This is a genomic window from Pseudomonas gingeri, assembly GCF_013385425.1.
Lineage (GTDB): Bacteria > Pseudomonadota > Gammaproteobacteria > Pseudomonadales > Pseudomonadaceae > Aquipseudomonas > Aquipseudomonas gingeri_D.
In genome coordinates, this window is record NZ_JACAQA010000005.1 from 580437 (window position 1) to 602758 (window position 22322).

Annotated in this window: 25 protein-coding genes; 11 read left to right on the top strand and 14 right to left on the bottom strand. The window is 63.0% G+C overall.

Translation table 11 applies throughout. The features are described 5' to 3' along the window. Positions 1–2 precede the first annotated feature (2 nt). A complete protein-coding gene (locus HX830_RS10480; RefSeq protein WP_177100052.1) occupies positions 3–626 on the top strand; it encodes a tRNA-uridine aminocarboxypropyltransferase in 624 nt (207 codons plus the stop codon). Between the two features lie 19 nt (positions 627–645). On the opposite strand, the gene HX830_RS10485 is transcribed toward HX830_RS10480, so the two are convergent. Continuing rightward, positions 646–1233 carry a UPF0149 family protein gene (locus HX830_RS10485; RefSeq protein WP_103496490.1) on the bottom strand — a complete coding sequence of 196 codons (588 nt, stop codon included), beginning with the start codon at positions 1231–1233 and terminating at the stop codon, positions 646–648. A 252-nt stretch (positions 1234–1485) separates the two neighbouring features. Between HX830_RS10485 and recQ the strand changes: the two genes are divergently transcribed. The 3 genes from recQ to HX830_RS10500 all read left to right on the top strand — a co-directional run bounded on the left by recQ (position 1486) and on the right by HX830_RS10500 (position 6599). Beyond that, the gene (recQ, locus tag HX830_RS10490; protein ID WP_152738366.1) at positions 1486–3615 is read left to right on the top strand and encodes a DNA helicase RecQ; all 2130 of its coding nucleotides are present in this window, start codon (positions 1486–1488) and stop codon (positions 3613–3615) included. Between the two features lie 140 nt (positions 3616–3755). Further along, complete coding sequence (locus HX830_RS10495; protein ID WP_103496492.1) at positions 3756–4190, top strand: MarR family transcriptional regulator; 435 nt, start codon at positions 3756–3758, stop codon at positions 4188–4190. Positions 4191–4352: 162 nt separating this feature from the next. Further along, positions 4353–6599 (top strand): FimV/HubP family polar landmark protein, encoded by a 2247-nt coding sequence (locus tag HX830_RS10500; RefSeq protein WP_177100054.1) that lies wholly within the window; start codon positions 4353–4355, stop codon positions 6597–6599. Between the two features lie 21 nt (positions 6600–6620). Here HX830_RS10500 and HX830_RS10505 read toward each other — a convergent pair whose 3' ends face one another. Continuing rightward, a complete protein-coding gene (locus HX830_RS10505; protein WP_177100236.1) occupies positions 6621–8810 on the bottom strand; it encodes a patatin-like phospholipase family protein in 2190 nt (729 codons plus the stop codon). 73 nt (positions 8811–8883) lie between these two features. Here HX830_RS10505 and HX830_RS10510 point away from each other — a divergent pair, with 73 nt between their 5' ends. Continuing rightward, complete coding sequence (locus HX830_RS10510) at positions 8884–9171, top strand: SelT/SelW/SelH family protein (RefSeq protein WP_152738375.1); 288 nt, start codon at positions 8884–8886, stop codon at positions 9169–9171. A gap of 8 nt (positions 9172–9179) precedes the next feature. Here the strand turns inward: HX830_RS10510 and HX830_RS10515 are convergent, their stop codons facing one another. From HX830_RS10515 to HX830_RS10525, 3 genes are all read right to left on the bottom strand, one after another. After that, a complete protein-coding gene (locus tag HX830_RS10515) occupies positions 9180–9473 on the bottom strand; it encodes a hypothetical protein (protein WP_152738378.1) in 294 nt (97 codons plus the stop codon). 152 nt (positions 9474–9625) lie between these two features. After that, the gene (locus HX830_RS10520) at positions 9626–10519 is read right to left on the bottom strand and encodes a DMT family transporter (RefSeq protein WP_177100056.1); all 894 of its coding nucleotides are present in this window, start codon (positions 10517–10519) and stop codon (positions 9626–9628) included. A gap of 87 nt (positions 10520–10606) precedes the next feature. Beyond that, on the bottom strand, positions 10607–11356 hold the full coding sequence (locus tag HX830_RS10525) for an AraC family transcriptional regulator (RefSeq protein ID WP_177100058.1): 750 nt from the start codon (positions 11354–11356) through the stop codon (positions 10607–10609). Between the two features lie 129 nt (positions 11357–11485). Between HX830_RS10525 and HX830_RS10530 the strand changes: the two genes are divergently transcribed. Beyond that, positions 11486–12307 carry a UDP-2,3-diacylglucosamine diphosphatase gene (locus HX830_RS10530; RefSeq protein WP_177100060.1) on the top strand — a complete coding sequence of 274 codons (822 nt, stop codon included), beginning with the start codon at positions 11486–11488 and terminating at the stop codon, positions 12305–12307. Positions 12308–12313: 6 nt separating this feature from the next. Here HX830_RS10530 and HX830_RS10535 read toward each other — a convergent pair whose 3' ends face one another. Continuing rightward, the gene (locus HX830_RS10535) at positions 12314–12904 is read right to left on the bottom strand and encodes an HD domain-containing protein (RefSeq protein ID WP_152738389.1); all 591 of its coding nucleotides are present in this window, start codon (positions 12902–12904) and stop codon (positions 12314–12316) included. Positions 12905–13003: 99 nt separating this feature from the next. Continuing rightward, positions 13004–13315, bottom strand: a complete 312-nt coding sequence (locus HX830_RS10540) for a DUF962 domain-containing protein (protein WP_103496501.1) — start codon at positions 13313–13315, stop codon at positions 13004–13006. Between the two features lie 159 nt (positions 13316–13474). Here HX830_RS10540 and HX830_RS10545 point away from each other — a divergent pair, with 159 nt between their 5' ends. Beyond that, positions 13475–14536, top strand: a complete 1062-nt coding sequence (locus HX830_RS10545) for an AraC family transcriptional regulator (protein ID WP_152738392.1) — start codon at positions 13475–13477, stop codon at positions 14534–14536. Here the strand turns inward: HX830_RS10545 and HX830_RS10550 are convergent. Further along, the gene (locus tag HX830_RS10550; RefSeq protein WP_177100062.1) at positions 14493–15947 is read right to left on the bottom strand and encodes a TrkH family potassium uptake protein; all 1455 of its coding nucleotides are present in this window, start codon (positions 15945–15947) and stop codon (positions 14493–14495) included. The genes HX830_RS10545 and HX830_RS10550 overlap by 44 nt on opposite strands. Before the next feature lie 120 nt (positions 15948–16067). Between HX830_RS10550 and HX830_RS10555 the strand changes: the two genes are divergently transcribed. The 3 genes from HX830_RS10555 (at position 16068) to HX830_RS10565 (ending at position 17158) form a co-directional block, all read left to right on the top strand. Further along, positions 16068–16628: a nitroreductase family protein gene (locus HX830_RS10555; RefSeq protein WP_152738395.1), complete on the top strand. Its 561-nt coding sequence runs from the start codon at positions 16068–16070 to the stop codon at positions 16626–16628. Positions 16629–16707: 79 nt separating this feature from the next. Then, entirely contained in the window at positions 16708–16899 is a 192-nt protein-coding gene (gene relB / locus HX830_RS10560) for a type II toxin-antitoxin system RelB family antitoxin (RefSeq protein ID WP_103496505.1), read from the top strand. Further along, positions 16889–17158, top strand: a complete 270-nt coding sequence (locus HX830_RS10565; RefSeq protein WP_152738397.1) for a type II toxin-antitoxin system RelE/ParE family toxin — start codon at positions 16889–16891, stop codon at positions 17156–17158. The genes relB and HX830_RS10565 overlap by 11 nt, the downstream gene beginning before the upstream one ends. A gap of 7 nt (positions 17159–17165) precedes the next feature. Here HX830_RS10565 and HX830_RS10570 read toward each other — a convergent pair whose 3' ends face one another. From HX830_RS10570 to HX830_RS10595, 6 genes are all read right to left on the bottom strand, one after another. Continuing rightward, positions 17166–18500 carry an ATP-binding protein gene (locus tag HX830_RS10570; protein WP_177100064.1) on the bottom strand — a complete coding sequence of 445 codons (1335 nt, stop codon included), beginning with the start codon at positions 18498–18500 and terminating at the stop codon, positions 17166–17168. A 74-nt stretch (positions 18501–18574) separates the two neighbouring features. Then, entirely contained in the window at positions 18575–19006 is a 432-nt protein-coding gene (locus HX830_RS10575) for a Spy/CpxP family protein refolding chaperone (RefSeq protein WP_103496508.1), read from the bottom strand. Positions 19007–19238: 232 nt separating this feature from the next. Further along, the gene (locus tag HX830_RS10580; protein WP_177100066.1) at positions 19239–19916 is read right to left on the bottom strand and encodes a response regulator transcription factor; all 678 of its coding nucleotides are present in this window, start codon (positions 19914–19916) and stop codon (positions 19239–19241) included. A gap of 32 nt (positions 19917–19948) precedes the next feature. Next, entirely contained in the window at positions 19949–20359 is a 411-nt protein-coding gene (locus HX830_RS10585; RefSeq protein WP_152738399.1) for a translation initiation factor 2, read from the bottom strand. Positions 20360–20468: 109 nt separating this feature from the next. Then, the gene (locus HX830_RS10590) at positions 20469–20768 is read right to left on the bottom strand and encodes a YciI family protein (RefSeq protein WP_152738403.1); all 300 of its coding nucleotides are present in this window, start codon (positions 20766–20768) and stop codon (positions 20469–20471) included. 1 nt (position 20769) lies between these two features. Next, positions 20770–21366 carry a septation protein A gene (locus tag HX830_RS10595; RefSeq protein ID WP_177100068.1) on the bottom strand — a complete coding sequence of 199 codons (597 nt, stop codon included), beginning with the start codon at positions 21364–21366 and terminating at the stop codon, positions 20770–20772. Positions 21367–21450: 84 nt separating this feature from the next. Between HX830_RS10595 and HX830_RS10600 the strand changes: the two genes are divergently transcribed. Beyond that, positions 21451–22314, top strand: a complete 864-nt coding sequence (locus HX830_RS10600) for a PHP domain-containing protein (protein ID WP_103496513.1) — start codon at positions 21451–21453, stop codon at positions 22312–22314. The last annotated feature ends 8 nt before the right edge of the window (positions 22315–22322 follow it).

Here is a 22322-nt window from a genome sequence, read left to right on the forward strand (position 1 = left end):
CAATGTCCAGAGCCCGTTGTGAACGCTGCCTGCGTCCCGAAAGCCACTGCCTGTGCGCACTGATCCCACAGCTGGACAGCCGCACCCGCGTGCTGCTGTTGCAGCATCCCAGCGAGGTCAACCATGCCTTGAACACCGCCCGGCTGGCGGCATTGGGGTTGACCAATGCCGAGTTGCGGGTGGGTGAGGTTTTCGAGGACCTGCCCCAGTTGCTGCAACAGCCCGGTTACCAGGCGAAATTGCTGTTCCCGGCAGAGGATGCACAGCCCTTGCAGGTTTATGCGGCCGCACCGAGCGAGTTGCCGCTGTTGCTGGTGCTGCCCGACGGCACCTGGCGCAAGGCGCGCAAGATGCTCTACCTCAATCCATTGCTGGCGGCGTTGCCACGGGTGACGCTGGGGGCGGGGGCGGTGTCGCGCTACCGATTGCGCAAGGCGCCGGAGCCGGGCGCGTTGTCGACGCTGGAGGCGATTGTCCAGGCGCTGGAAACCCTTGAGGCACCGGTTTCGTTCGCGGCGTTGCTGCGGCCGTTCGAAGCACTGATCGAAGGGCAGATTCGGGCGATGGGTGAAGAGACTTTCCTGCGCAACCACGAAAAAAAACGCCCGGCAGTGCCGGGCGATTGAGTTCATGCCGTCAGCCGACTCAGTGATGACGTGGCTTGAGGATGGCCGGTTTTTCGTCCGGGGCGTTGCACAGCAGGTACAGCGCGGTCAGGGCTTCCGGGATCTGTACGATCATGTCGTCCATCAGGTTGGCATCGGCGGCGATATCGGCGAACTCGGGTTGTTCGTCGAACAGGCCGGAACCGACCATGATCGGCAGGAGCATTTCGCTGACTTCGTCTTCGGCGGTTTCGAACCAGGCCTCTTCACGCAGGAACACGCCTTCCATGAAGCCGATGCACCAGCCGCGCAGCTCGGAGTCGTCCGGGTCGTCGCCCAGGTCCAGGTCGCACGGCAGCTCGAATTCTTCATCGGACGCCAGCTGGCGAGCGATATGGGCCTTGAGCTGGATCAGCGTGGCTTCGATCTCTTCGCGCTGGGCGGCGTCGCTGTAGTGCGGCTCCTCGGCGAACAGGGCGTCGATCCATTCCCGATCGGGGACGATCTCGGCGCAGATCGACAAGGCGGTCAGGTAGCCGTGGGCGGCGACATAGTCCAGCGCCTCTTCGTGCAGCTCGTCGGCGTCGAGGAAGGCTTGCAGGCGGGTGAGTTGCTCAGCGAAGGACATTGAGGGGCTACCTTGGGAATAAACGATAAGCAATTCTAGGCGTTCTTGAGCCCTCAGGCCAGCAAGCACTGAATTCCCTTAACCGACCGGCACCGCCCATTGCCGTCGGACGCTCGGGTATACTGCCGCGTTTTGTGATGCGCTGCTGACCCTCGGGGCCGCTGGGAAATGCCTGCTTACGGTTTTTTTCGTGAAAACGGTGAATCTTCAGCCAGCCTTTGAACAAGCGTTTCGATGATTTTTGGAGTGGTTATGCTCGAACAGGCTCAACGCGTCCTCAAGGACATCTTCGGTTACGACAGCTTCCGTGGTCGCCAGGGTGCCATTATTGAGCGCGTGGCCAATGGTGGCGACGCCCTGGTGCTGATGCCGACCGGCGGCGGCAAGTCGCTGTGCTTCCAGGTTCCGGCGTTGCTGCGCGAGGGCCTGACGGTGGTGGTCTCGCCTTTGATCGCACTGATGGACGACCAGGTGGCGACCCTCGAGGAACTGGGCGTCGCTGCCGCGGCCTTGAACTCCACGCTGAGCGCCGAACAGCAACGTGACCTGGCGGCACGGATTCGTCGCGGTGAAGTGAAAATGCTCTACCTGGCCCCCGAGCGCCTGGTGCAGCCGCGTATGCTGTCGTTCCTGCAGAACCTCCAGATCGCCCTGTTCGCCATCGATGAAGCCCACTGCGTATCGCAATGGGGCCACGACTTCCGTCCCGAGTACCTGCAACTCGGCCAGTTGGCCGAGCTGTTCCCGGATGTGCCGCGTATCGCCCTGACCGCCACGGCCGACAAGCGGACCCGCGAAGAAATCGTCAATCGCCTGCATCTGCAGAATGCCGAGCGCTTCCTCTCCAGCTTCGACCGGCCGAATATCTTCTACCGCATCGTGCCCAAGGAGCAGCCGCGCAAGCAGCTGCTGGCGTTCCTTTCGCAGCGCCGCAGCGATGCCGGGATTGTCTATTGCCTCTCGCGCAAGAAGGTCGATGAAGTGGCCGCGATGCTTTGCGAGCAAGGCTATCCGGCGTTGCCTTACCACGCCGGGCTGGCCAGCGATGTGCGTGCCGCCAACCAGAAGCGCTTCCTCAACGAGGAAGGGCTGATCATGGTGGCGACCATTGCTTTCGGCATGGGCATCGACAAGTCCAACGTGCGCTTTGTCGCCCACCTGGATCTGCCCAAATCCCTGGAAGCCTACTACCAGGAAACCGGTCGGGCCGGCCGCGACGGCCTGCCGGCGGATGCCTGGATGGCCTATGGCTTGCAGGATGTGGTGATGCTCAAGCAGATGCTGCAGAACTCCGAAGGTGACGAGCGGCACAAGCGCCTGGAGCACCACAAGCTCGACGCCATGCTGGCCCTGTGTGAAGAAACCCGCTGCCGTCGCCAGACCCTGCTGGCCTATTTCGATGAAGACATGCCGCAACCCTGTGGGCATTGCGACAACTGCGTCGATGGCGTGCAGACCTGGGACGCCACCGAACCGGCGCGCCAGGCGCTGTCGGCGATTTTCCGTACCGGCCAGCGGTATGGCGTCGGACACCTGGTGGATGTGCTGTTGGGCAAGGAAAACGACAAGGTGCGCAGTTTCGGTCATCAGCACCTGACGGTGTTCGGTGTCGGCAAGGCGCTGGCCGAAGGCGAATGGCGCACCCTGTTCCGCCAGCTGGTGGCCCGCGGGCTGGCCGATATCGACCTGGAAGGCTACGGCGGCCTGCGTCTGAGCGATAGCTGCCGGCCCCTGCTCAAGGGCGAAGTGAGCCTGGAGCTGCGCCGCGACCTCAAGCCGCAGACCACGGCCAAAAGTGTCTCCGCCAGCCCTGCCAGCCAGCTGGTGCGTGGCGAGGAGCGCGAACAGTGGGAAGCCCTGCGTGCCCTGCGGCGCAAGCTGGCCCAGGAACATGGCGTGCCGCCCTATGTCATCTTCCCCGACTCCACCTTGCTGGAAATGCTCCGCAGCCAGCCGACTTCCCTGGCGGAAATGGCCAAGGTCAGCGGTATCGGCGCGCGCAAGCTGGAGCGTTATGGCGAGGCGTTCCTCGAAGTCCTCGGCGGCGAGGCAGAAACCCCGAAAACCGTGGCCGATATCCGCCACGAACTGATCAGCCTGGCCCGGGCCGGTATGACGCCGTTGCAGATCGCCGGCCAGTTGCAGTGTTCGGAAAAGAATGTCTATACCTTGCTGGCCGAGGCCGTCGGCCGCCAGCAACTGTCGCTGGAGCAGGCGCTGGACTTGCCGGAGGATCTGCTGGGGGAAATCCAGGACGCCTTCCTCGACGGCGAAGGCGAATTGCCTCCGGTGACCGCGATTGCCGAACTGTTTGCCGGCCGTGTGCCGGAAGGGGTGCTGTACTGCGTGCGGGCCGCCTTGCAGGCGGAATTTGAAATGTGAGGTCGGTATTGTCCCCGGTCACTGTCTTATTCACGACAAGTAACGATTCAGCGCTGAGCAAGCCTTGCCTCCGGGCATGGGTCATGCTTAGCTGACTAATAATTAGTTTTGTCTATTTTAAGTCTAACCCTGAGTGTTTTATGCCGTTGACCGATGAACACCGTTTTGGCATGCAGTTGGCGCACATGTCGCGAGGCTGGCGTGCGGAACTGGATCGCCGTCTGGCGGGCCTGGGCTTGTCCCAGGCGCGCTGGCTGGTCTTGCTGCACCTGGCGCGTTTTACCGAGGCCCCGACCCAGCGCGAGCTGGCCCAGAGTGTGGGGGTTGAAGGGCCGACCCTGGCCCGTCTGCTCGACAGCCTGGAAACCCAGGGGCTGGTCCAGCGCCAGGCCGTGCTGGAAGACCGGCGGGCGAAGAAAATCGTCCTGAGTCCCTCGGCACGGCCCCTGATTGAACAGATCGAGACCATCGCCACTGCGTTGCGCCATGAGCTGTTCGTCGGTGTCGACGATGAAGAACTGAGGATCTGCATGCGGGTCCATAGCCGGATCCTGGCGAACCTGGAAAAATCTTGAGGCATTCCCAGGCCGCCGGGCTTGGGAGTCCTCAGCGAGTTTGTAAAGCCTTCAACGAATTTTGATAGTCTTTGCGCCGCAGACTATAAGAGTTACTGGTTCTGTGTATTGTGTCGGTGTCCGGCCCGCGTGCGCGGGCCGTCACGCCAGTAAGGGATGCTCATGCTCGAGAGTTTGCAGTCCGCGTTGCGGTGCTCCATTGGAAAATCCACCCTGAACCGGGCTCGCCTGTTGGCCGTGCTGGCCGGCGGGTTGTTGTATTCGGCGCTGGCCCCGGCCATGGGGTTGGGGGATATCACCCTGCATTCGGCGCTCAATCAGCCGTTGAACGCGGAAATCGCCTTGATCGAGCCGGGCGACCTGGCCGACGGCGAACTGTCGGTCAGCCTGGCAACACCCGAGGAGTTCGCCCGGGCGGGCGTCGAGCGGGTGTTCTTCCTCAATGACCTGCGCTTTACCCCTGTGCTGCGGGGCAACAGCAGTGTTATCCAGGTGCAGACCAACAAGCCGGTCAGCGAACCTTTTCTGAATTTCCTGGTGCAGGTCAACCGACCCAACGGGCGCCTGCTGCGCGAATACACCGTGCTGCTCGATCCGCCGGGCAACCTGCCGGCCGGTTACAACCTGCCTGCTCGCAGCGCTGCCCTTGAGCAACCGGCTTCGGTGGCGAATATCCCACCGCCGCCTGCGCTGCAAGGCAAACACTACACCGTGGTCAAGGGGGATAACCCCTGGGTTATTGCCAAGCGACTGCGCGAAGCCGGCAGTCAGGCGTCGGTCAATGAATTGTCCCAGGGCATTCGTGCCCTGAATCCGGGCAGTGACCGTTTGCGGGTCGGCCAGAGCCTGTTGTTGCCGGACGTCGCAGTGGTTGCGGCCCCGGCGTCTTCCGCTGCCCCGACCCTGGCCGCCGCGGCTACGGCCACCGCGGCTGCCGCCACGCAGAATGCGGTTGCTGCCGTGACCGAGACAGCGCAAAACGCCGAGGAGCTGGCCAAGGCCGCCCTGGAAAACCAGCAGTTGCAGAAGACCGTCGAGGATCTGCAGGTCAGGTTGAAGGCGCAGGACGAGATGATTGCCAGCAGCCAGAAACAGGCCGTTGAACTGCAGACACAACTCGCGGAACTCAAGACCAAGGCTGTTGCGCCGGCCCCCGCCGTGGTGGCCGCGCCAGTGGTAGCGCCGACACCGGCCGCCGAGACTGCCGATGGCCCGAACTGGCTGCTGTGGGGGGCGGTGCTGTTGCTGATCGCGCTGCTGGCCGTGGCCTTTATCCTGCGCCGCAACCGCCAGCAGGCTGAACAGGTGCCCGAGGCGGTACCTCCGGTGGCTCCGGTTCCGGAGCCGATGGTCAGCCGAGTGGTAACGCCGACCCCGCCGACCAAGCCGGCAACGCCCGCGTCGACGCGGGTCGAGCCGGTGGTGGCGCCGGTGGCCGCAGTGGCCTCGCGTCAGTCCAGCGAAGTGCCTGATGCCCTTGAAGGCGTGAGTATCTACATCGCCTATGGTCGCTTCAGCGAAGCGGCGGGCATTCTGCGCGAGGCCATGCTCAAGGAGCCCGAGCGCACGGACTTGCACCTGCGCTTGCTCGATGTGCTGGCCCAGCAGGGCGACAGTGCGGCTTACGCAACGGAAGAGCGCAAGCTGCTGGAGGCCGGGTTCAGTGAGTCGGCCCTGCAGGAATTGCGCGCCAAGTATCCGAAACTGCAAAGCGCTGCCGCCACGCCACCCCAAGCTCCAGCCGCTGCGTCCCCGGTCGCCGTTCTGGCGGCGGCCGGCGCCGTGGCAGCGGTCGCGCCAGTACTGGCGGCACACTGGAAAGAGCCGGCTGAGGAGACGACTGCAACCGCCCCTGTAGCGGACAAGCCGCTGGAGGACGAATTCCAGCTCAACCTCGATGACCTGTCCATGGACGCCGACTGGGACCTGGTCAGCCCGTTCGACAATACGCCCCATCCCCGCAGCAAGACCGCCGAAGAGCCGGTTTTGCCTGTCGAGCTGGAGCCTGAGCCCGAGCCGATCTTCACCAAGAGCTTCAATGAGCTGCCGGAAGTGTTCGAGATGCCGGACGAGCAGTTCCTCAGCGATTTTTCCGAGCTTGAGTCAGAGCCTGTGCCCGCGCCTGTGGGCGAAGTGGAGTTGAGCCTGCCCGACGACGGGGACTCACTGGACGACGCGTTTCTCGATGGTTTCATGAGTGATTCCGAGCCCCTGGACATCGAGCCCCTGGAAGTCGACTTCGACAGCCTGGAGCGCGAGCAGGCTTCGGCCAGCAAGCTTGAGCAGGCGCAAACCTGCATCAATGTCGGCGACCTGGACCATGCCAGTCAACTGCTCCTCGAGCTGCTGCGCGAAGGCGATGAACCCCTGAAGCAGACGGCGCGCACCTTGCTCGCCAGTATTCGCTGATACGGCTCGCCCCTGGGAATATCAGAAGGTCTGTCCCAGATTCAGGTACAGCGCCTTCTGATTGTCGTCATTGAGGCCATAGCTGAAGTTCAACGGCCCCAGTGGCGTATCGAAGCCCAGGAACACGCTGGCGGCATTGATGTAGCCGGTGTCGAATTGATTGTCGTTGTTCCAGGCCCGCCCGCGTTCCAGGGAGGCGCCGAGGTACAGGGGGAAATCCAGCGGCAGGTAGGCCCGGGGTGTCAACCGGCGGTAATAGACCGCGCGCATCAGGCTGATGTTCTGCCCGGCAATCGAATCCTGGCGGAACCCCGATAGCTGCCGTGCGCCCCCCAGCAGGAAACTCGAAGTGACCACTTCGGCGTCGTCCAGGGTACGTCCGTAGCGCCCCCCCAGGATCCAGGTATTCGGTCCCTGGCTCAGGGCCTTGTCCAGGGTGAACTCCCACTGCCGGTAGCGTTGGGTCGAACCCAGGCTCGGGTCGAACTCGCGCAGGGTCAGGTTGATGTTTTCCCCCGTGTGCGGGAAATAGACGTTGTCCAGCGAGTCGAAGGAGTATTTGAGCGCGTAGAAACCTTCGCTGAAACTCACCCGCGGCAGGCTGCGATCGCCGATCTTCACGTCGGCCTGGCCCCAGGCTTCGCCGATACCGAGACGGATCTCGCCGTTGTTGGCGATCTGGCGCCCGATGTTCAAGCCGAAGCCGTACCGTTCCAGGCGATATTCGGCAATCGGATCGTTATCCAGGGTCGCTTCCACATTCTGCGTTTGCAGGTTCACATAGGGCGCGACAAAGTAGCGCGAGCCGGTGTCCAGCGGTTGATAGAACTCGCTATAGAGATTCTGCTGATCGCCGATCTGGGCCCGGGTCAGCCACTCGCCGCCGAGGCTGTTGATGCCGTTGACCCGATAACTGGCGCCGAGATTGAAGGCGCTGTCGCCGCGCATGTCATCCGACAGGTTCAAGCCCAGGCGCAGGTAGTCGGTGCCGCTGCGTTTGCCCCGGGCGCTGATGACCAGGGTGTGTTCCTGGCCCTTGCGCGCGACCCGGTATTGCACTTGCTCGAAGTAGTCCAGGCCGTAGAGAGTGCCCATGTCGATGCGCAGGCGCTCGAGGTCCAGCGGCTCGCCGAGGGGTTGGCGGATGTAATAGCGGATCACTGCGTCGCTGACCTTGGAGTCGTTCTCGATCCTGATCGTATTGATCACCGGGGTACGTTGTTCGGGCGCACGGGCGGCGACCAGTTCGGCGTCGGGGTTGGGCGGCGAACGCAAGCCGGCCAGGCGCGCGTCGAGAATGCGCGTGGCGCGATAACCGGCGTCGATGATGTCCTGGGCGCGGCCGAAGTCGGTGCTGCCGTAACTGGCCAGCGCCGGCTGGATCAGGATGTCATTGCGGTGCAGCGTGGCCAGCTGTTCTTCGGAGTTGCGCCGGGTCATCAGGGTGATCGACTGGTTGAGGACGTCGACCACGGTCGCCAGTTGTTTGCGTGAGCGCAGCGGGGTACCGATATCCACCACAATGGCGATGTCGACGCCCATTTCGCGCACCACATCCAGCGGAATATTGTCGGTCATGCCGCCATCCACCAGCAGGCGCCCGTCCAGCTCGACCGGGGCGAATACCGCCGGGATCGACATGCTGGCGCGGACCACCTGGGGCAGGTGGCCGCGGCGGAACACGACTTTTTCGCCACTGGCGATATCGGTGGCAACCGCGCGAAAGGGGATCGGCAGCTTGTCGAAGTCACGGGTGCCGCTGGCATGGGCTAGCGTGCTTTCCAGCAGCAAGGCCAGGTTCTGGCCCTGGATCACTCCCAGCGGCAGGCCCAGGCTGCCGTCGTCGCGGAAGCTGAGCTGCTGTTTGACCAGGAAATCGCGGTCATCCTGTTTACGCCGAAACGGGATGTCTTCCCGTGGCGGGGCGTCGGACAGCGCCTGTTTCCAGTCGATGCCCAGGGCGAGCTTTTCCAGCTCGTCGATCTTGTAGCCCGAGGCATACAGCCCGCCGATCACCGCGCCCATGCTGGTGCCGGCGATGGCGTCGATCTTGATGCCCTGTTCTTCCAGGGCCTTGAGCACGCCGATATGGGCCAGGCCACGGGCGGCACCGCCGGACAGCACCAGGCCGATCTTCGGTCGCGGCGGTTCGGCGGCTTGCAGCGCCAGGGGCAGTAGACAGAGGAGCAGGCAGGACAACAGGCGGCGCATCATGATCTCGGGAGGGGCGATAAAAAGGCCGCTATTATAGCGACGACCTATTCTTCATGAGCCCGGTGCAATCATGACCACACGTAAACCGCATATCGTCATCACCTACTGCACCCAGTGCCAATGGCTGCTGCGTGCCGCCTGGCTGGCCCAGGAACTGCTCAGCACCTTCGCCGATGATCTCGGCCAGGTGGCCCTGGAGCCGGGGACCGGCGGAGTGTTCCGGATCACCTGCGACGAGGTGCAGATCTGGGAGCGCAAGGAGGACGGCGGCTTTCCCGAAGCCAAAGTCCTCAAGCAGCGGGTACGGGACCGGATCGACCCCGAGCGCGACCTCGGGCACAACGACCGGCCCCGCTAGGCGCGCCGTTACGACGGGCTCAGCTTCGACTTGATGAGCCCGACGATGACCATCAGCACCCCACCGCCCACGCCACCGCTGGCAATGCTGCCGAGGATCGAGGTCAGGTCCAGTGCGCCGCTACCGCTGCCTACGCTGCCGTTGGTGAAGAGATCGAGCAACTGCCCGCCGAGACCGCCGCCGAGTATGCCGAGGATGGAATTGATGACCGGCCCCAGGTTGTATTTCTGCAGGACCGACCCGGCCACGTTACCGCCCACGGCGCCACTGATGGCTTGAATCAAAAGACTGACGATGTCCATGGATGAAACCCTCCAACATGTTGATGGGGAGGGCCGCTCGAATCGAGTCGATTCAGGGGGGAATCACTGCAGCTGTCGTCGAGAAACCCTGATCTCCGTGAACGACAGCAAACTGTTGCGGATGTCACCAGTATAGGCGGATTGGGTTTTCGTCAATGAACTGACGCGGCTTCCCGGTTGTCCTGCGGTGCGGCCGCCGCGCCCAGGCGGCTGGACACCACAATGGCGAGAATGATCAGGGCGCCGCCGATCAACATGCGCAAGGTCGGGTTTTCGCCGAACAGCAGCCAGGCCGCGGTGATCCCGTACACCGGCTCCAGGGCAAAGACCACCGCGGCGGTACGTGCCTTGATCACCGCGAGGCTGGCCACGAACAGGCTGTGGGCCACGGCTGTGCAGAACACCCCGAGCAGAGCGATCCAGACCCAGTCCAGCTTTGGTACTTGCGCAAGATCCGGGGCGGCCCAGGGCAGCAGGCAGGCGGCGACCACCAGGTTCTGGCACAACGCTGCCTGTACGGCGGGAATCCGCCCGGAGCCGGCCCGGTTGGCCAGCGACAGCAATGAGAACAGCAGGCCGGACAGTACGGCCCAGAGCAAACCGCCGGTGGCCTGGCTGGCGAGGTTGAAGTCGGGCGTGACCAGCACCAGGCCGATACTGACCAGTACCACCAGGAGGATTTCATTGAAGCGGATGCGCTCGCGAAAGATCACGCCTTCCAGAATCACCGTGAAGGCCGGAAAGCTGGCGAAACCCAGGGTCGCCACGGCCACACCGGCGACTTTTACTGCAATGAAGAAGCTGACCCAGTGCCCGGCCAGCAGCAGGCCGCTGAGCAGCAGGCGCCGCCAGTCCTGTGCCTGCAACGGTTGCCAGTGATGATTGCGGGCCAGGCGGGCGAACAGGCTGAGGGCGAGCACGGCAAAGACCGCACGGCCGAAAACGATGATCGCCGGGGCGGCGCTCGCGAGTTTGCCGAACACGCCGGTCAGGCCAAACATCAATGCGCCGATATGCAGGGCGCCCAGGGCGGAACGGGGAGTCATGGTGGTCCTTGAAAACGCTGACAGACAGAGCCGCAGTCTAGAGGGCGGCCAGTGTGCCTGTCTGTCGCGTGCCTGCTGTCGTTTGTCTCAGGACTCGCGTCGCAACGCGCCGGGTGTGCGGCCGAACTCGCGGAGCGCGGCGGCGGCAAAGGCACTTTGCGACTGGTAGCCGACGCGGCTGGCGATCTCGCCAATCTGCAGGGTCGACTCGCGCAGCAGTCCCAGGGCGATATGCAGGCGACGGCTGCGCACATAGTCCATGGGCGTCTGCCCGCATTCGGCGACAAAGCGCGTATGCAGGCGGGCGCTGGACAGGTCGGCAATACGCGCCAGGTCCGTCACCTGCAGCGGGTGGGCCAGATGGCGATCGATGTGCGCGTTGAGGGCGGCCAGGGGCAGGCGCTTGCCAGCGAATGGGCGGCTGCCGGGGCTGTTCAGGCTGGCAAGCAGCAGCACGGCGCCCTGTTGCGCGATCAACGGGTCGTCCACGGGACTGGCCGCCAGCCACTGCACCAGTTGGCCCTGGGCGGCGTCGAGGGTGCGTGGCCCGGCGGTGTCGAGCAGACGCCGGCTGGCCTCGGCATGGTCGCCCAGGGTGTTCAGCAACCAGCGTTCGTCGGGCACATCCAGCACCAGGCAGCGGCTGCCGTTGGGGCTGGCGCAGACGTGATGGGCATCGCAGGGAATCACCGCGACGCTTTGCTGCACCACCTGGCTGCCGTGCCCCTCGATCTCGAAGTCGAGCCGGCCGGACAGGCCAAACACCAGCTGCGCATGGGCATGGCTGTGGTTGATCAGGTCGGGGCTGTAGTGGCGCAGGGTCAGGATCGGTCCCATCGCGGTCTCCTTGGCATCGTCGCAGTCTACACCGCTTGCCGTTCGGGCGGTTGTCATCGGACTGCCATGTAGCTGTCATGGACTATTAACTGCCCCGGTGCAAGCTCAGGAAAAATCCGGAGAATGCCCATGACCCGTGCGGAGCTTGCCAAACCCAGCCGTAAGCAGCGTGTGCGAACCCTGTGGATTTCCGACGTGCACCTGGGGACCCGCGACTGCCAGGCCGAACACCTGTCGCAGTTTCTCAAGGGCTATCAGGCCGACCGTATCTACCTGGTGGGGGATATCATCGACGGCTGGAAGATGCGTGGCGGCATGTACTGGCCGCAAGCGCACACCAACGTGATCCGCCGGCTGCTGACCATGAGCAAGCGTGGCACCGAGGTGGTCTATGTCACCGGCAACCACGATGAGTTCCTGCGCCGTTACTCCAAACTGATCCTGGGCAATATCCAGCTGGTCGACGAAGCGGTGCACCACACCGCCGACGGGCGCAAGCTGCTGGTGATCCATGGCGACCAGTTCGACGTGATCACCCGGTATCACCGCTGGCTGGCGTTCCTCGGCGATTCGGCCTACGAGTTCACCCTGACCCTCAATCGCTGGCTGAACCATTGGCGGGCCCGCTACGGTTATGGCTACTGGTCGTTGTCGGCCTACCTCAAGCACAAGGTCAAGACCGCGGTCAGCTTTATCAGCGACTTCGAAGAGGCGATCGCCCACGAATGCGTGAAGCGCGGGCTCGATGGGGTGGTGTGCGGGCATATCCACCATGCCGAGATCCGCAAGGTCGGCGAAGTGGACTACCTCAACTGCGGTGACTGGGTCGAGTCCTGCACCGCCCTGATCGAACACTGGGATGGCACCATCGAGCTGTATCGCCTGGCGGATGCCCAGGCGAAAGAGGCGCAGCTCAAGCTGGAGCTGGAAAAAGTCGCCGAGGCGGGTTAGCCCCTATCAGGCCGTCTGGTTCTGCGCCATCGCGGCCTTGTAGATCGACTGCCGGGGTTGGGCGAATACGCGCTCCATCATCGGTTCGAAAAAGCTCAGGGGCAGGCTCTCGTAGTCCGGGTCGAAGGCCGCCGCGTCGTATTTGGCGCAGAACTCGATGGTCGCCAGATACTGCGGGTGCTCGCGAAACTGCTCGCGCAGATGGCGATCCATTCCCAGGTAATGGAAGAAGTAGTAGCCCTGGAAAATTCCGTGCTTTTCCACCATCCACAGGTTTTCTGCGCTGACGAAGGGCTTGAGGATCGCCGCGGCGATGTCCGGGTGGTTATAGGAACCCAGGGTGTCGCCAATATCGTGGAGCAGCGCGCAGATCACGTACTCCTCGTCCCGTCCGTCGCGCCAGGCCCGGCTGGCGGTTTGCAGCGAATGGGTCAGGCGATCCACCGGGAAACCGCCGAAATCACCCTCCAGCAGCTTCAGGTGAGTCAGGATCCGTGCCGGCAGTTGTCGTGCGTAGGCGCTGAAGTCGGCGGCAATCACCGCCCAATCCTCCTGGGTGCCGTCCTGCATATGGGTAAAGCGGGCTTGTCCGGTCATCGGCTGTCCTCTTGTGGTTTTTATCGCTGCCGGACTCAGTCTAGGGCTTGCCCGCGTCCTGGCAGTGGCTGCGCAGGACGCTTTGCTGGCCCCCCGGGCCTAAAACGGTACCTTGCCGAGGATCATGTCGCGAAACATGACGAAATCGCCGAGCAAACTGTAGAAGGGGTGTTCAAAGGTGGCCGGGCGGTTCTTCTCGAAGAAAAAATGGCCGACCCAGGCGAAGCCATAACCGGCCACGGGCACCGCCAGCAGCAACCCTCCCGAGGCGCGACCGATGGCCAATGCCAGGAAAAAGATCACCAGGCTGGTGCCGACGAAATGCAACCTGCGGCAGGTACTGTTGCCGTGTTCACTCAGGTAGTAGGGGTAGAACTCTGCGAAGCTGTTGAATTTTCTGATGTTTTCCACGGGGTACTCTCCGCGTTGGCGACCTCGCCCATGGAGGGTTCCACGGGGAGCTTATTTGAGTCTAGAGTGATTGGCAGCGGCGACCAGTGACAATAGACGCCACTTTAGTATCCTTAGGCCATTAGTCGTCCTATACGACTTATCATGCAAGAAAAGGCCATGAGCGAGAGAACGACTTCTGCAAGCTGGGCGATGGGGATTGTCAAGGCGCTGGAGATGGATGGCCTGGACTGTCGCGTCCTGTTCCGGCAGCTGGGGCTCGATTATGCAGCCCTGGACGACCCCGATGCGCGTTTTCCCCAGGATTCGATGACGCGCCTCTGGCAGCGCGCGGTGGAGCTTTCCGGCAACCCGGCGATTGGTTTGAACATGGGCCGGGTGGTGCGCCCGGCGTCCTTTCATGTTGCCGGCTACGCGCTGATGTCCAGCCAGACCCTGGCCGAGGGTTTCCGGCGCCTGGTGCGTTATCAGCGGATCATCGCCGAAAGCGCCGACTTGAGCTTTCGCCTCTTGCCCGAGGGTTATGCATTGATCCTGACGGTGCACGGCGACCATCTGCCGCCCACCCGCCAGAGCGCCGAGGCGTCCCTGGCCTGCGCCCTGGCGCTGTGCGGCTGGCTGACCGGGCGCACCTTGCAGCCGCGCAAGGTGTTGCTGCAGGGGACGGAGCCGGAGGATCTCGGTCCTTACAAGGAAGTGTTCCATGCGCCGCTGGTATTCAACGCACCTTACGATGCGCTGATCTTCGAGCAGGCCGACATGGAAGCGCCGTTGCCGACCGCCAATGAGGCCATGGCCTTGCTCCACGACCGGTTTGCCGGCGAATATCTGGCACGCTTCTCGGAAAGCCGGGTGACCCACAAGGCGCGCCAGGTGTTGTGTCGCCTGCTGCCCCAGGGCGAGCCCAAGCGCGAAGTGGTGGCGCAGACCCTGCACCTGTCCCAGCGCACCCTGCAGCGCCGTTTGCAGGAGGAGGGCACCAGTTTCCAGGCGCTGCTCGACGACACCCGTCGTGAGTTGGCCGAACAATACCTGGCGCAGCCGCGCATGACCTTGCTGGAAATCGCCTATCTGCTGGGCTTCGCTGACCCGAGCAACTTTTTTCGCGCCTTCCGCCGTTGGTTCGAGGTCACGCCCGGCGAATACCGGGCGCGGATGTTGGGGGCGGTGGCCTCGATCAATGACGCCAGAATGCGGGGATACACAGAACGAACACCGTGATGATTTCCAGCCGGCCGAGTAGCATGCCCAGGGACAGGATCCACTTGGCACCGTCCGGCAGGGTGGAGAAATTCCCCGATGGCCCGATTACCTCGCCCAGGCCCGGCCCCACGCCGGAGACGGTACTGGCGGCACCGGTAAGCGCGGTCATCCAGTCCAGGCCCAGTAGCGACAGAGCCAGGGCGATGGCGCAAATGGTGATGGCGAAGAAGAACGAAAAGGTCAGGATCGAACGCACGATCTCTTCGTCGAGACGGTGACCGTTGTATTTCTGCTTGATCACCGCCCGGGGATGGATCAACTGGTTGAGGTTGGCCTTGAGCAGGATATAGGCGACCTGGAACCGGAACACCTTGATCCCGCCGGCCGTCGAGCCCGAGCAGCCGCCAACGAAGCCCAGGTAGAAAAACAGCATCAACGAGAAGTTGCCCCACAGGCTGTAGTCGCCCAGGGCAAAGCCGGTGGTGGTGACCACCGAGGTCACGTTCAGTGCGACGTGGCGCAGGGCATCGAGCCAGTGCAGGTTGGTGGTCCACCAGTACCAGGTGCCGAGTACCAGCCAGGTCACCAGCAGCAGGCCGAGCAAGCCCTGCACCTGCTGGTCCTTGATCAGTGCCTTGCGGTGACCGCGCAGGGTCGCCACGTAGAGGGTGAATGGCAGGCTGCCGAGAATCATCACCACCACGGCCACCCAGTGCACTGCCGGTTGGCTCCATTTGGCCAGGGACTGGTCCGAGGTGGAGAAACCGCCGGTGGAAATCGCCGACATGGCGTGGTTGATCGCATCGAACAGGCTCATGCCGGCCCACCAGAATGCCAGGCTGCCGAGGAGGGTGATGCCGATGTAGGCGGTGACGATCAGGCGCGCCACCATGTGCGAACGCGGCATGACCTTTTGCGAGCGGTCCGAGGATTCGGTCTGGAACAGGCGCATGCCACCGATGCGCAGCAGCGGCAGGATCGCCACCGCCATGCCGATAAAGCCGATCCCACCCAGCCAATGCAGCAGCGAGCGCCAGATCAGGATGCCCGGGGACATGCTGTCCAGGCCGCTGAGCACGGTCGAACCGGTGGCGGTGATCCCCGACATGCTTTCGAAAAAGGCGTCGGTGTAGCTGGTGTGCAGGGTCAGCACGAAGGGCAGCGCGGCGAAAATGCACACCACCACCCAGCTCGAGACGGTGAGCAGATACATATCCCGGGGGCGCAGTTGTACCTGTTCCGGGCGACCGCGGATCACCAGTGCCAGGCCGGCGAGGAAGGTGATCGTACTGGCCCAGAGAAAGGCCGGCAGGTCGCCGGTGCGTTCGAAAGCCACCAGCACCAGCATGGGGATGACCATGCTGACAGCCAGGGTGATCAGGAAGATGCCGATGATGAAACCAATGATGCGCAGGGTCGGCATCGCCATGAAATAGGCTCGGGAAAGGGGGACGGGCGCCATTTTACCTGTGACCCCGATCATGTAAACCGGCACGGCCGCCTGGGATCTGGCTAGAATAGCCCGATCATTTTCCAGAGGAGGTGGCCGATGGAGGCTCTCGACAATTTGCTCAACCGTGTATCCGCACCGCGCCTGCTCGACCCGGCTCCGACCCAGGCCCAGCGCGATATCCTCTTCGCCGCCGCCATGCGCGCACCGGATCACGGGCAACTGCGGCCTTGGCGTTTCCTGACCGTTGAGGGCGCGGCCCGCGAGCAATTGGGTAGCCTGCTGGCTGAAGCCGTGCGCCTGCAAGAGGGCGATGCGAACCCGGCGGCCATCGACAAGGCTCATGCCATGCCTTTGCGCGCACCCTTGGTGATTGTGGTGGTGGCGCGTTTGCAGGAGCACTTCAAGGTCCCGAAGTCCGAGCAGTTGCTGGCCGCCGGTTGTGCGGCCCACGGCATCCTGCTGGCGGCCCATGCCCAGGGGATCGGCGCGGTGTGGCGCACCGGCGAGCTGTCCTATTCACGCCATGTGGCCAAGGGTTTGGGGCTTGGCGATGACGAGGAAGTGATCGCCTTCCTGTACCTGGGCACGCCGCAGAACGAACTGCGCCAGCCACCGAAGGTCGATCTGACGCAGTTTGTCAGCGCCTGGTCGGCTTGAAATGTTTTCTGAAGCTTCAGGCTGAGACAGCAGGCGTTCATAGGGCGTAAACTGGTTTGCATCTACACCGGAGGCCCTTATGAGCGCCCAACTATCCCCCATAGTGTCGGAATTCGAGACTGAAGAGCAGGCAGCCAGCTATGACCGTTGGTTTCGTGCCAAGGTGCAGGCTTCCCTGGATGACCCTCGTCCTAACGTTCCACATGATGATGTGATGGCGGAAATGCGTGCCTTGATCGCTTCGAAGCGCAATCGGAACGATGCGGGTTGAGTGGCGGCCCGAAGCTCGGGCCGAACTCCGTGAGATCCTGAATTACATCGCTGATCGAAATATTGTGGCGGCCGAGAATTTAAACGACGCCATTGAGGCAGCGACCTCAGCTCTTCCTCGACACCCCTGCTTGTATCGGTTTGGTCGTGTGCCTGGCACTCGTGAAATCATCGTGCATCCAAACTATCTGGTGGTTTACCGCATTACAGATTTCATCGAGATAGTCACCGTGCTGCACGCCCGGCAAGAGTATCCCTGATAGCCACTTAAACCAGTGCCCCAGGCTCCAAAGGCAGATCCAGTTTTGCGATAAACCCACCCTCGGGGTGATTCGCCAGCACCAGGCTGCCACCATGCCGTTCCGCCGCCCGCCGGGCAATGGCCAGTCCCAGGCCATGGCCCGGGGCGGTTTGCCCGGGCGCCCGGTAGAAGGGTTCACCCAGTTGTGCCAGATGGTCGGGCTCCACGCCGGGGCCATGGTCGCGCACGCTGATTTCGATGCGCTCACCCTGACGTTGCGCGGTCAGCTCGATGGCCTGGCCCTCGGGATTGAAACGCTGGGCGTTGCGCAGCAGGTTATCCACAGCCCGTTCGATCATGGTCGGCCAGCCCTTGAAGCTCAACGGTGGTTCGCCGTCGAAGTGCACCGGCTGTTCCGGGCAGCCCAGGTTGGCGTCCTTCTGCAAGGTGGTGATCAGCTCGGTGAGGTCGACCTCTTCGGCGCTGGCCTGGTCGGAGTCGACCCGGGCCAGGGTGAGAATCTCGCTGATCAGCGCTTCCAACCGGTCGCATTCGCGGGTCAGGCGTGGCCAGAGTCGTTCGCGCTCCTCGGGACCGGCGCGTTCGGCCAGGGCCAGGGCAATGCGCAGGCGTGCCAGTGGTGAGCGCAATTCGTGGGAGACATCCCGCAGCAATTGGCGCTGGCTGCTGATCAGGCTTTGCAGGCGCGCGCCCATCAGGTTGAAGTCCTTGGCCAGCACACCGAATTCGTCGCGCCGCCCCGCCAGTTTCGCCAGGCTGTTTTGCTGGTAGGTGGTCTGCCCCAGGTCATGCACGGCACCGCGCAGACGGCTCAGGGGGCGGGTGATGGACAAGGTCACCAGCAAACTGAACAAGGTCAGCACCACCAGGGCAATGCCCAAGGCACTGAGGGGGCGTAGCAGGCTTTCGCGGTGCCAGGCGTCCAGTTCCGGGTGGGGAATACGGTAGATCAGCAGGTAGGTTTCGCCGCTTTTCGGGCTGGTGTATTCGACCGTCAGGCGCCGCCAGGGCAGCTTGCGGTCATCGTTGTTCTGGCGTGCTTCAAAGGCCGCGGCCCGACGTGGAAAGGTTCCGCGGACCAGCGGATCGCCGCCTTCGTTGAGCACTTGCACATCAATGTGATAACGCTGCTTGCGCTGTTCCAGAATTGCCTGGGCGGCTTCTTCGCCCTGGCTTTCGTAGGTTTGCGTCCACTCTTCGGCCAGCGTGTTCAACCCCGGATGACGGCTGAGAATCCAGTTGTCCTGGTTGAGGATGTGCATGAGCAGAATCGATAGGCCCGCGACAAGGGCAATGGCCAGCCAGAAGCTGGCCAGGATGCGCCAGAACAGTGATCGCACAGCAAGTCCTCAACCAAACGGTACAAACGAAGAAAGCCCGACGGCGTTGGCCGTCGGGCTGGAGCATAAGCGGATTATTGCGCTTTTTGCGCCTGCTGCGCCTTCCAGGCTTTGAATTCGGTCCATTCGGCACGGCGCTCGGCCTGCTTTTTCTGCATTTCGTCGAAGGTCTTCTGCTGTTCAGGCGTCAGCAGGGCGCGGATCTGGCCTTGGGTCTTCTGGTGAGCGGCATCCAGTTCGCCTTTGAAGGCAGCCTTGTCGGCAGGCGAGAGCTTTTCCAGATACTTGATGGCGATTGCCTTGCGATCATGGCGTTGTTCACCCACCAGTTTGCGGATCTGCTGGCGCTGCTCCTTGGTCAGGTCCAGTTTTTGGAAGCCACCTTTGCCGTGATGCTGGTCGTGACCGTATGCCGGGCCGTCCATCGGGCCACCGTCTTGAGGCATGGCCATGGCCACGGTAGGGAGTGCAGCAGCGAACATCAGGGCGATAAGGGTCTTGCGCATGGTGTTTCTCCTTGTCTCGATTCCGGTCAGTCCGGATGAGTACAGATTAAGGAGTTCAAGGTCAGCGGCGGTCAGGGGAGGGTAAAGCTTGAGTAAAGAGGTTTTTGCCCCGGGTTGACACTTGCCTGACTGGCAATGCCGACCCTTGTAGGAGCTGGCTTGCCAGCGATGAGGTTGAATCCTGCATCGCTCTTGCGTCAGTCATCGCTGGCAAGCCAGCTCCCACAGGGGTTTACAGGCTGTAGTAGTAACCGCGGCTACGCAGGGCGACGATGCGTGGGCGGCCGTCCGGGTGCGGACCGATCTTCTTGCGCAGGTTGCTCACGTGCATATCCAGGCTGCGATCGTACAAGGTCAACTTGCGGCCCAGGGCGATCTGCGCCAGTTCCTGTTTGTCCAGGGGGTCGCCGGGTTGCTGCAGCAGGGCTTCGAGCAGGCGGCTTTCGGAGACGGTGAGGGTGAAGTCCTGCTGGTCGATGGTGACTACGCCACGCACCGGGCTGAAGCACAGGTCACCCAGCTCCATCTGGCTCGGAGTCGCGGTCGGGTGGCTGCGGCGCAGTACGGCGCGCAGGCGCGCGGTCAGTTCCCGGGGATCGCAGGGTTTGGCCAGGTAGTCATCGGCGCCCAGCTCCAGGCCGAGGATACGGTCCAGGGGTTCGCCGCGGGCCGAAAGCATTACGACCGGCAACTCCGGGTGATCGCTGCGCAATTGCTTGAGCAGTTCCAGGCCGCTGCCATCGGGTAGCATCACATCCAGCACCACGGCGGCCGGGGCGCTGTCCGCCAGGGCCTTGCGCGCGCTCTGGCCATCGTGGCAGGCGCGTACCTGGAAGCCTTCCTGGCTCAACCAACTGGTCAGGAGTTCACACAACTCCTGGTCATCGTCTATCAGTAACAGGTCGCTCATGACTCTCTCGATTACGGATCGCTATTGGCCGCTCAATTCAGCCATTGCCGACGTTGTCTACGTCCGCCACTGGCGAAGATACCGCAGAGCAGGGCCACGAGTGCAACTCCCCCGCCAGTGACAAACCATTGCTGCTGATCAGTCAGCAGGCGCGGTCCGGCACTGGCCTGGGCTTCCTTGAGTTGCAGCTTCAGGCGCTGGTTTTCCTGGCGCAGGCGGCTCAACTGGGCACTTTCGCGCTCGGCGTCGGCACTCTGCAATTGTTTGCTCAACTCTTCTCGTTGTCGCTCGCTTTCTTTCAAGCGTTGCTGCAAATCGGTGATCTGGCTACCGGCGCTCAAGGACAGGGGGGTGGAATTACTCGACCCCTGACTCTCTTCGGCGTGGGCGGCGGCCCCTATCGACAAGATGACCACTAGCAGCAACAACGGACCCTGGCGCATCGCAAACTCCTGATTCCAATCGGCATTGGGCAGGTTGTCGGCTGCTGAACGAGAATAATGAGCGATTGGGCCGCGATGAACCCTGAAGGTTCATCGCGAGGGGAGAAATTTATGGCAGGACTTGCTTGAACGGCTTGACCAGCACCTGGGCGTAGACCCCGCCGGCGACGAACGGATCGGCCTCGGCCCAGGCTTGCGCCGCGCTCAGGCTGTCGAACTCGGCGACGATCAGGCTGCCGCTGAAACCGGCGGCGCCCGGGTCGTTGCTGTCCACGGCCGGGTGCGGGCCGGCCAGGACCAGGCGCCCTTGCGCCTGGAGCTGATGCAGCCGTTCCAGATGCGCCGGGCGCACGGCCAGGCGTTTGTCCAGGGAGTTTTCGACGTCGGTGGCAATGATCGCGTAGAGCATGTCAGTCCTCGGTTTTCGGGATGGTCGGGTCGGTGTCATGCAGGTGGCGGGACAGGTAGATGCCCTGGCCGACCAGGAACAGCAGGGTCATGCCCAGGCTGCCGAACACCTTGAAGTCGACCCAGTACTGCTGGAAGGTGAACGCCACGAACAGGTTGGCGCCGCCGCAGAACAGGAAAAACACGATCCAGGCCAGGTTCAGGCGGGTCCAGATCGGCTCTGGCAGGTTCAGGGCGTGGCCCATGATGCGCTTGATCAGCAGGCGGTCACCGATGAAGTGGCTGCCGGCAAAGGCCAGGGCGAACAGCCAGTTGACCACCGGGGCTTTCCACTTGAGGAAGGTTTCGCTGTGGAAGGCCAGGGTCAGGCTGCCGAAGACCAGGCAGGCGATCAGGGTCAGCCACTGGCTTTTTTCCAGTTTGCGGTGGGTGATGAACAGGGCACCGTAGACCACCAGGGAACTGATGATCAGCATGGCCGTGGCGCTGTAGATACCGCCCACGGTCAGGCTGTGGCCGGCGATCTCCATGACCCGCGGTTCGATTTTGTAGACGATGAAGAACAGGAAGAGCGGGATGAAATCGATGAATTGTTTCACAGTGGCAGCCAGAAGCAGGATGTGACGGCATAATAACAAACATCATTGCCAGCGAAAGCGCCGCCTAGAGGTTATTCAATCCCCGTGGAAATCGATCTGCACTGCCATAGCACGGCCTCCGACGGTGCCCTCGCGCCCGCGATCCTGGTCGCCCGTGCGCACGAGAGAGGCGTGCGGGTCCTGGCCCTGACCGATCACGACACCCTCGAAGGCCTGGCCGAAGCCCGTGCGGCGGCGGATGGGCTGGGGATGCGGCTGGTCAACGGCGTCGAATTGTCCTGCACCTGGGGTGGCGCGACCATCCATGTGCTGGGCTATGGCTTCGACGTCGAGGCGCCGGCGCTGGTCGAGGCCATCGCCCGCTTGCACGAGGGCCGCTGGCTGCGTTCCGAGGAAATCAGCCGCAAGCTGGCGCTCAAGGGCATGCCCGGCGCGCTGGAAGGCGCGCGGGCGATCCAGCAGGAACTGGGCGATAGCGGCAATGCCCCGGCGCGTCCGCATTTCGCCGATTTCCTGGTGCGTGCCGGTTTCGTCAAGGACCGTGCCGAAGCCTTTCGCAAGTGGCTCGGCGCGGGCAAGCTGGGGGACGTCAAGCTGCACTGGCCGACCCTGGAAGACACCGTCGGCACCCTGCGCGAGTCCGGCGCCTGGGTCAGTCTGGCCCATCCCTGGCACTACGATTTCACCCGCAGCAAGCGCCGCAAGCTGATTGGCGACTATATTCAAGCAGGTGGCCACGCTATCGAAGTGGTCAATGGGCATCAACCCGCCGAGCAGGTAGGCAGTCTGGCGATCCTTGCCCGTGAGTTCGGGCTGCTGGTCAGTGCCGGCAGTGATTTCCATGGTCCTGGAGGCTGGTCCGAGATCGGTGAATACCGCCCGGTTCCTGAAGATCTGCCGCCACTCTGGTGTCGCTTCAAACATGAGCAACTTACTGCCGTCGTCTGAACAGGTAG

Bases quoted from the DNA above. Each gene is read 5' to 3' on its own strand.
- HX830_RS10565 (WP_152738397.1), top strand. From the start codon at position 16,889: ATGCGGGTTGAGTGGCGGCCCGAAGCTCGGGCCGAACTCCGTGAGATC.
- HX830_RS10480 (WP_177100052.1), top strand. From the start codon at position 3: ATGTCCAGAGCCCGTTGTGAACGCTGCCTGCGTCCCGAAAGCCACTGC.
- HX830_RS10505 (WP_177100236.1), bottom strand. From the start codon at position 8,810: ATGCGCCGCCTGTTGTCCTGCCTGCTCCTCTGTCTACTGCCCCTGGCG.
- HX830_RS10585 (WP_152738399.1), bottom strand. From the start codon at position 20,359: ATGCGCCAGGGTCCGTTGTTGCTGCTAGTGGTCATCTTGTCGATAGGG.
- HX830_RS10495 (WP_103496492.1), top strand. From the start codon at position 3,756: ATGCCGTTGACCGATGAACACCGTTTTGGCATGCAGTTGGCGCACATG.
- HX830_RS10500 (WP_177100054.1), top strand. From the start codon at position 4,353: ATGCTCGAGAGTTTGCAGTCCGCGTTGCGGTGCTCCATTGGAAAATCC.
- HX830_RS10515 (WP_152738378.1), bottom strand. From the start codon at position 9,473: ATGGACATCGTCAGTCTTTTGATTCAAGCCATCAGTGGCGCCGTGGGC.
- HX830_RS10555 (WP_152738395.1), top strand. From the start codon at position 16,068: ATGGAGGCTCTCGACAATTTGCTCAACCGTGTATCCGCACCGCGCCTG.
- HX830_RS10580 (WP_177100066.1), bottom strand. From the start codon at position 19,916: ATGAGCGACCTGTTACTGATAGACGATGACCAGGAGTTGTGTGAACTC.
- HX830_RS10550 (WP_177100062.1), bottom strand. From the start codon at position 15,947: ATGGCGATGCCGACCCTGCGCATCATTGGTTTCATCATCGGCATCTTC.
- relB (WP_103496505.1), top strand. From the start codon at position 16,708: ATGAGCGCCCAACTATCCCCCATAGTGTCGGAATTCGAGACTGAAGAG.
- HX830_RS10575 (WP_103496508.1), bottom strand. From the start codon at position 19,006: ATGCGCAAGACCCTTATCGCCCTGATGTTCGCTGCTGCACTCCCTACC.
- HX830_RS10525 (WP_177100058.1), bottom strand. From the start codon at position 11,356: ATGGGACCGATCCTGACCCTGCGCCACTACAGCCCCGACCTGATCAAC.
- HX830_RS10545 (WP_152738392.1), top strand. From the start codon at position 13,475: ATGAGCGAGAGAACGACTTCTGCAAGCTGGGCGATGGGGATTGTCAAG.
- HX830_RS10510 (WP_152738375.1), top strand. From the start codon at position 8,884: ATGACCACACGTAAACCGCATATCGTCATCACCTACTGCACCCAGTGC.
- HX830_RS10485 (WP_103496490.1), bottom strand. From the start codon at position 1,233: ATGTCCTTCGCTGAGCAACTCACCCGCCTGCAAGCCTTCCTCGACGCC.
- HX830_RS10520 (WP_177100056.1), bottom strand. From the start codon at position 10,519: ATGACTCCCCGTTCCGCCCTGGGCGCCCTGCATATCGGCGCATTGATG.
- recQ (WP_152738366.1), top strand. From the start codon at position 1,486: ATGCTCGAACAGGCTCAACGCGTCCTCAAGGACATCTTCGGTTACGAC.
- HX830_RS10530 (WP_177100060.1), top strand. From the start codon at position 11,486: ATGACCCGTGCGGAGCTTGCCAAACCCAGCCGTAAGCAGCGTGTGCGA.
- HX830_RS10535 (WP_152738389.1), bottom strand. From the start codon at position 12,904: ATGACCGGACAAGCCCGCTTTACCCATATGCAGGACGGCACCCAGGAG.
- HX830_RS10590 (WP_152738403.1), bottom strand. From the start codon at position 20,768: ATGCTCTACGCGATCATTGCCACCGACGTCGAAAACTCCCTGGACAAA.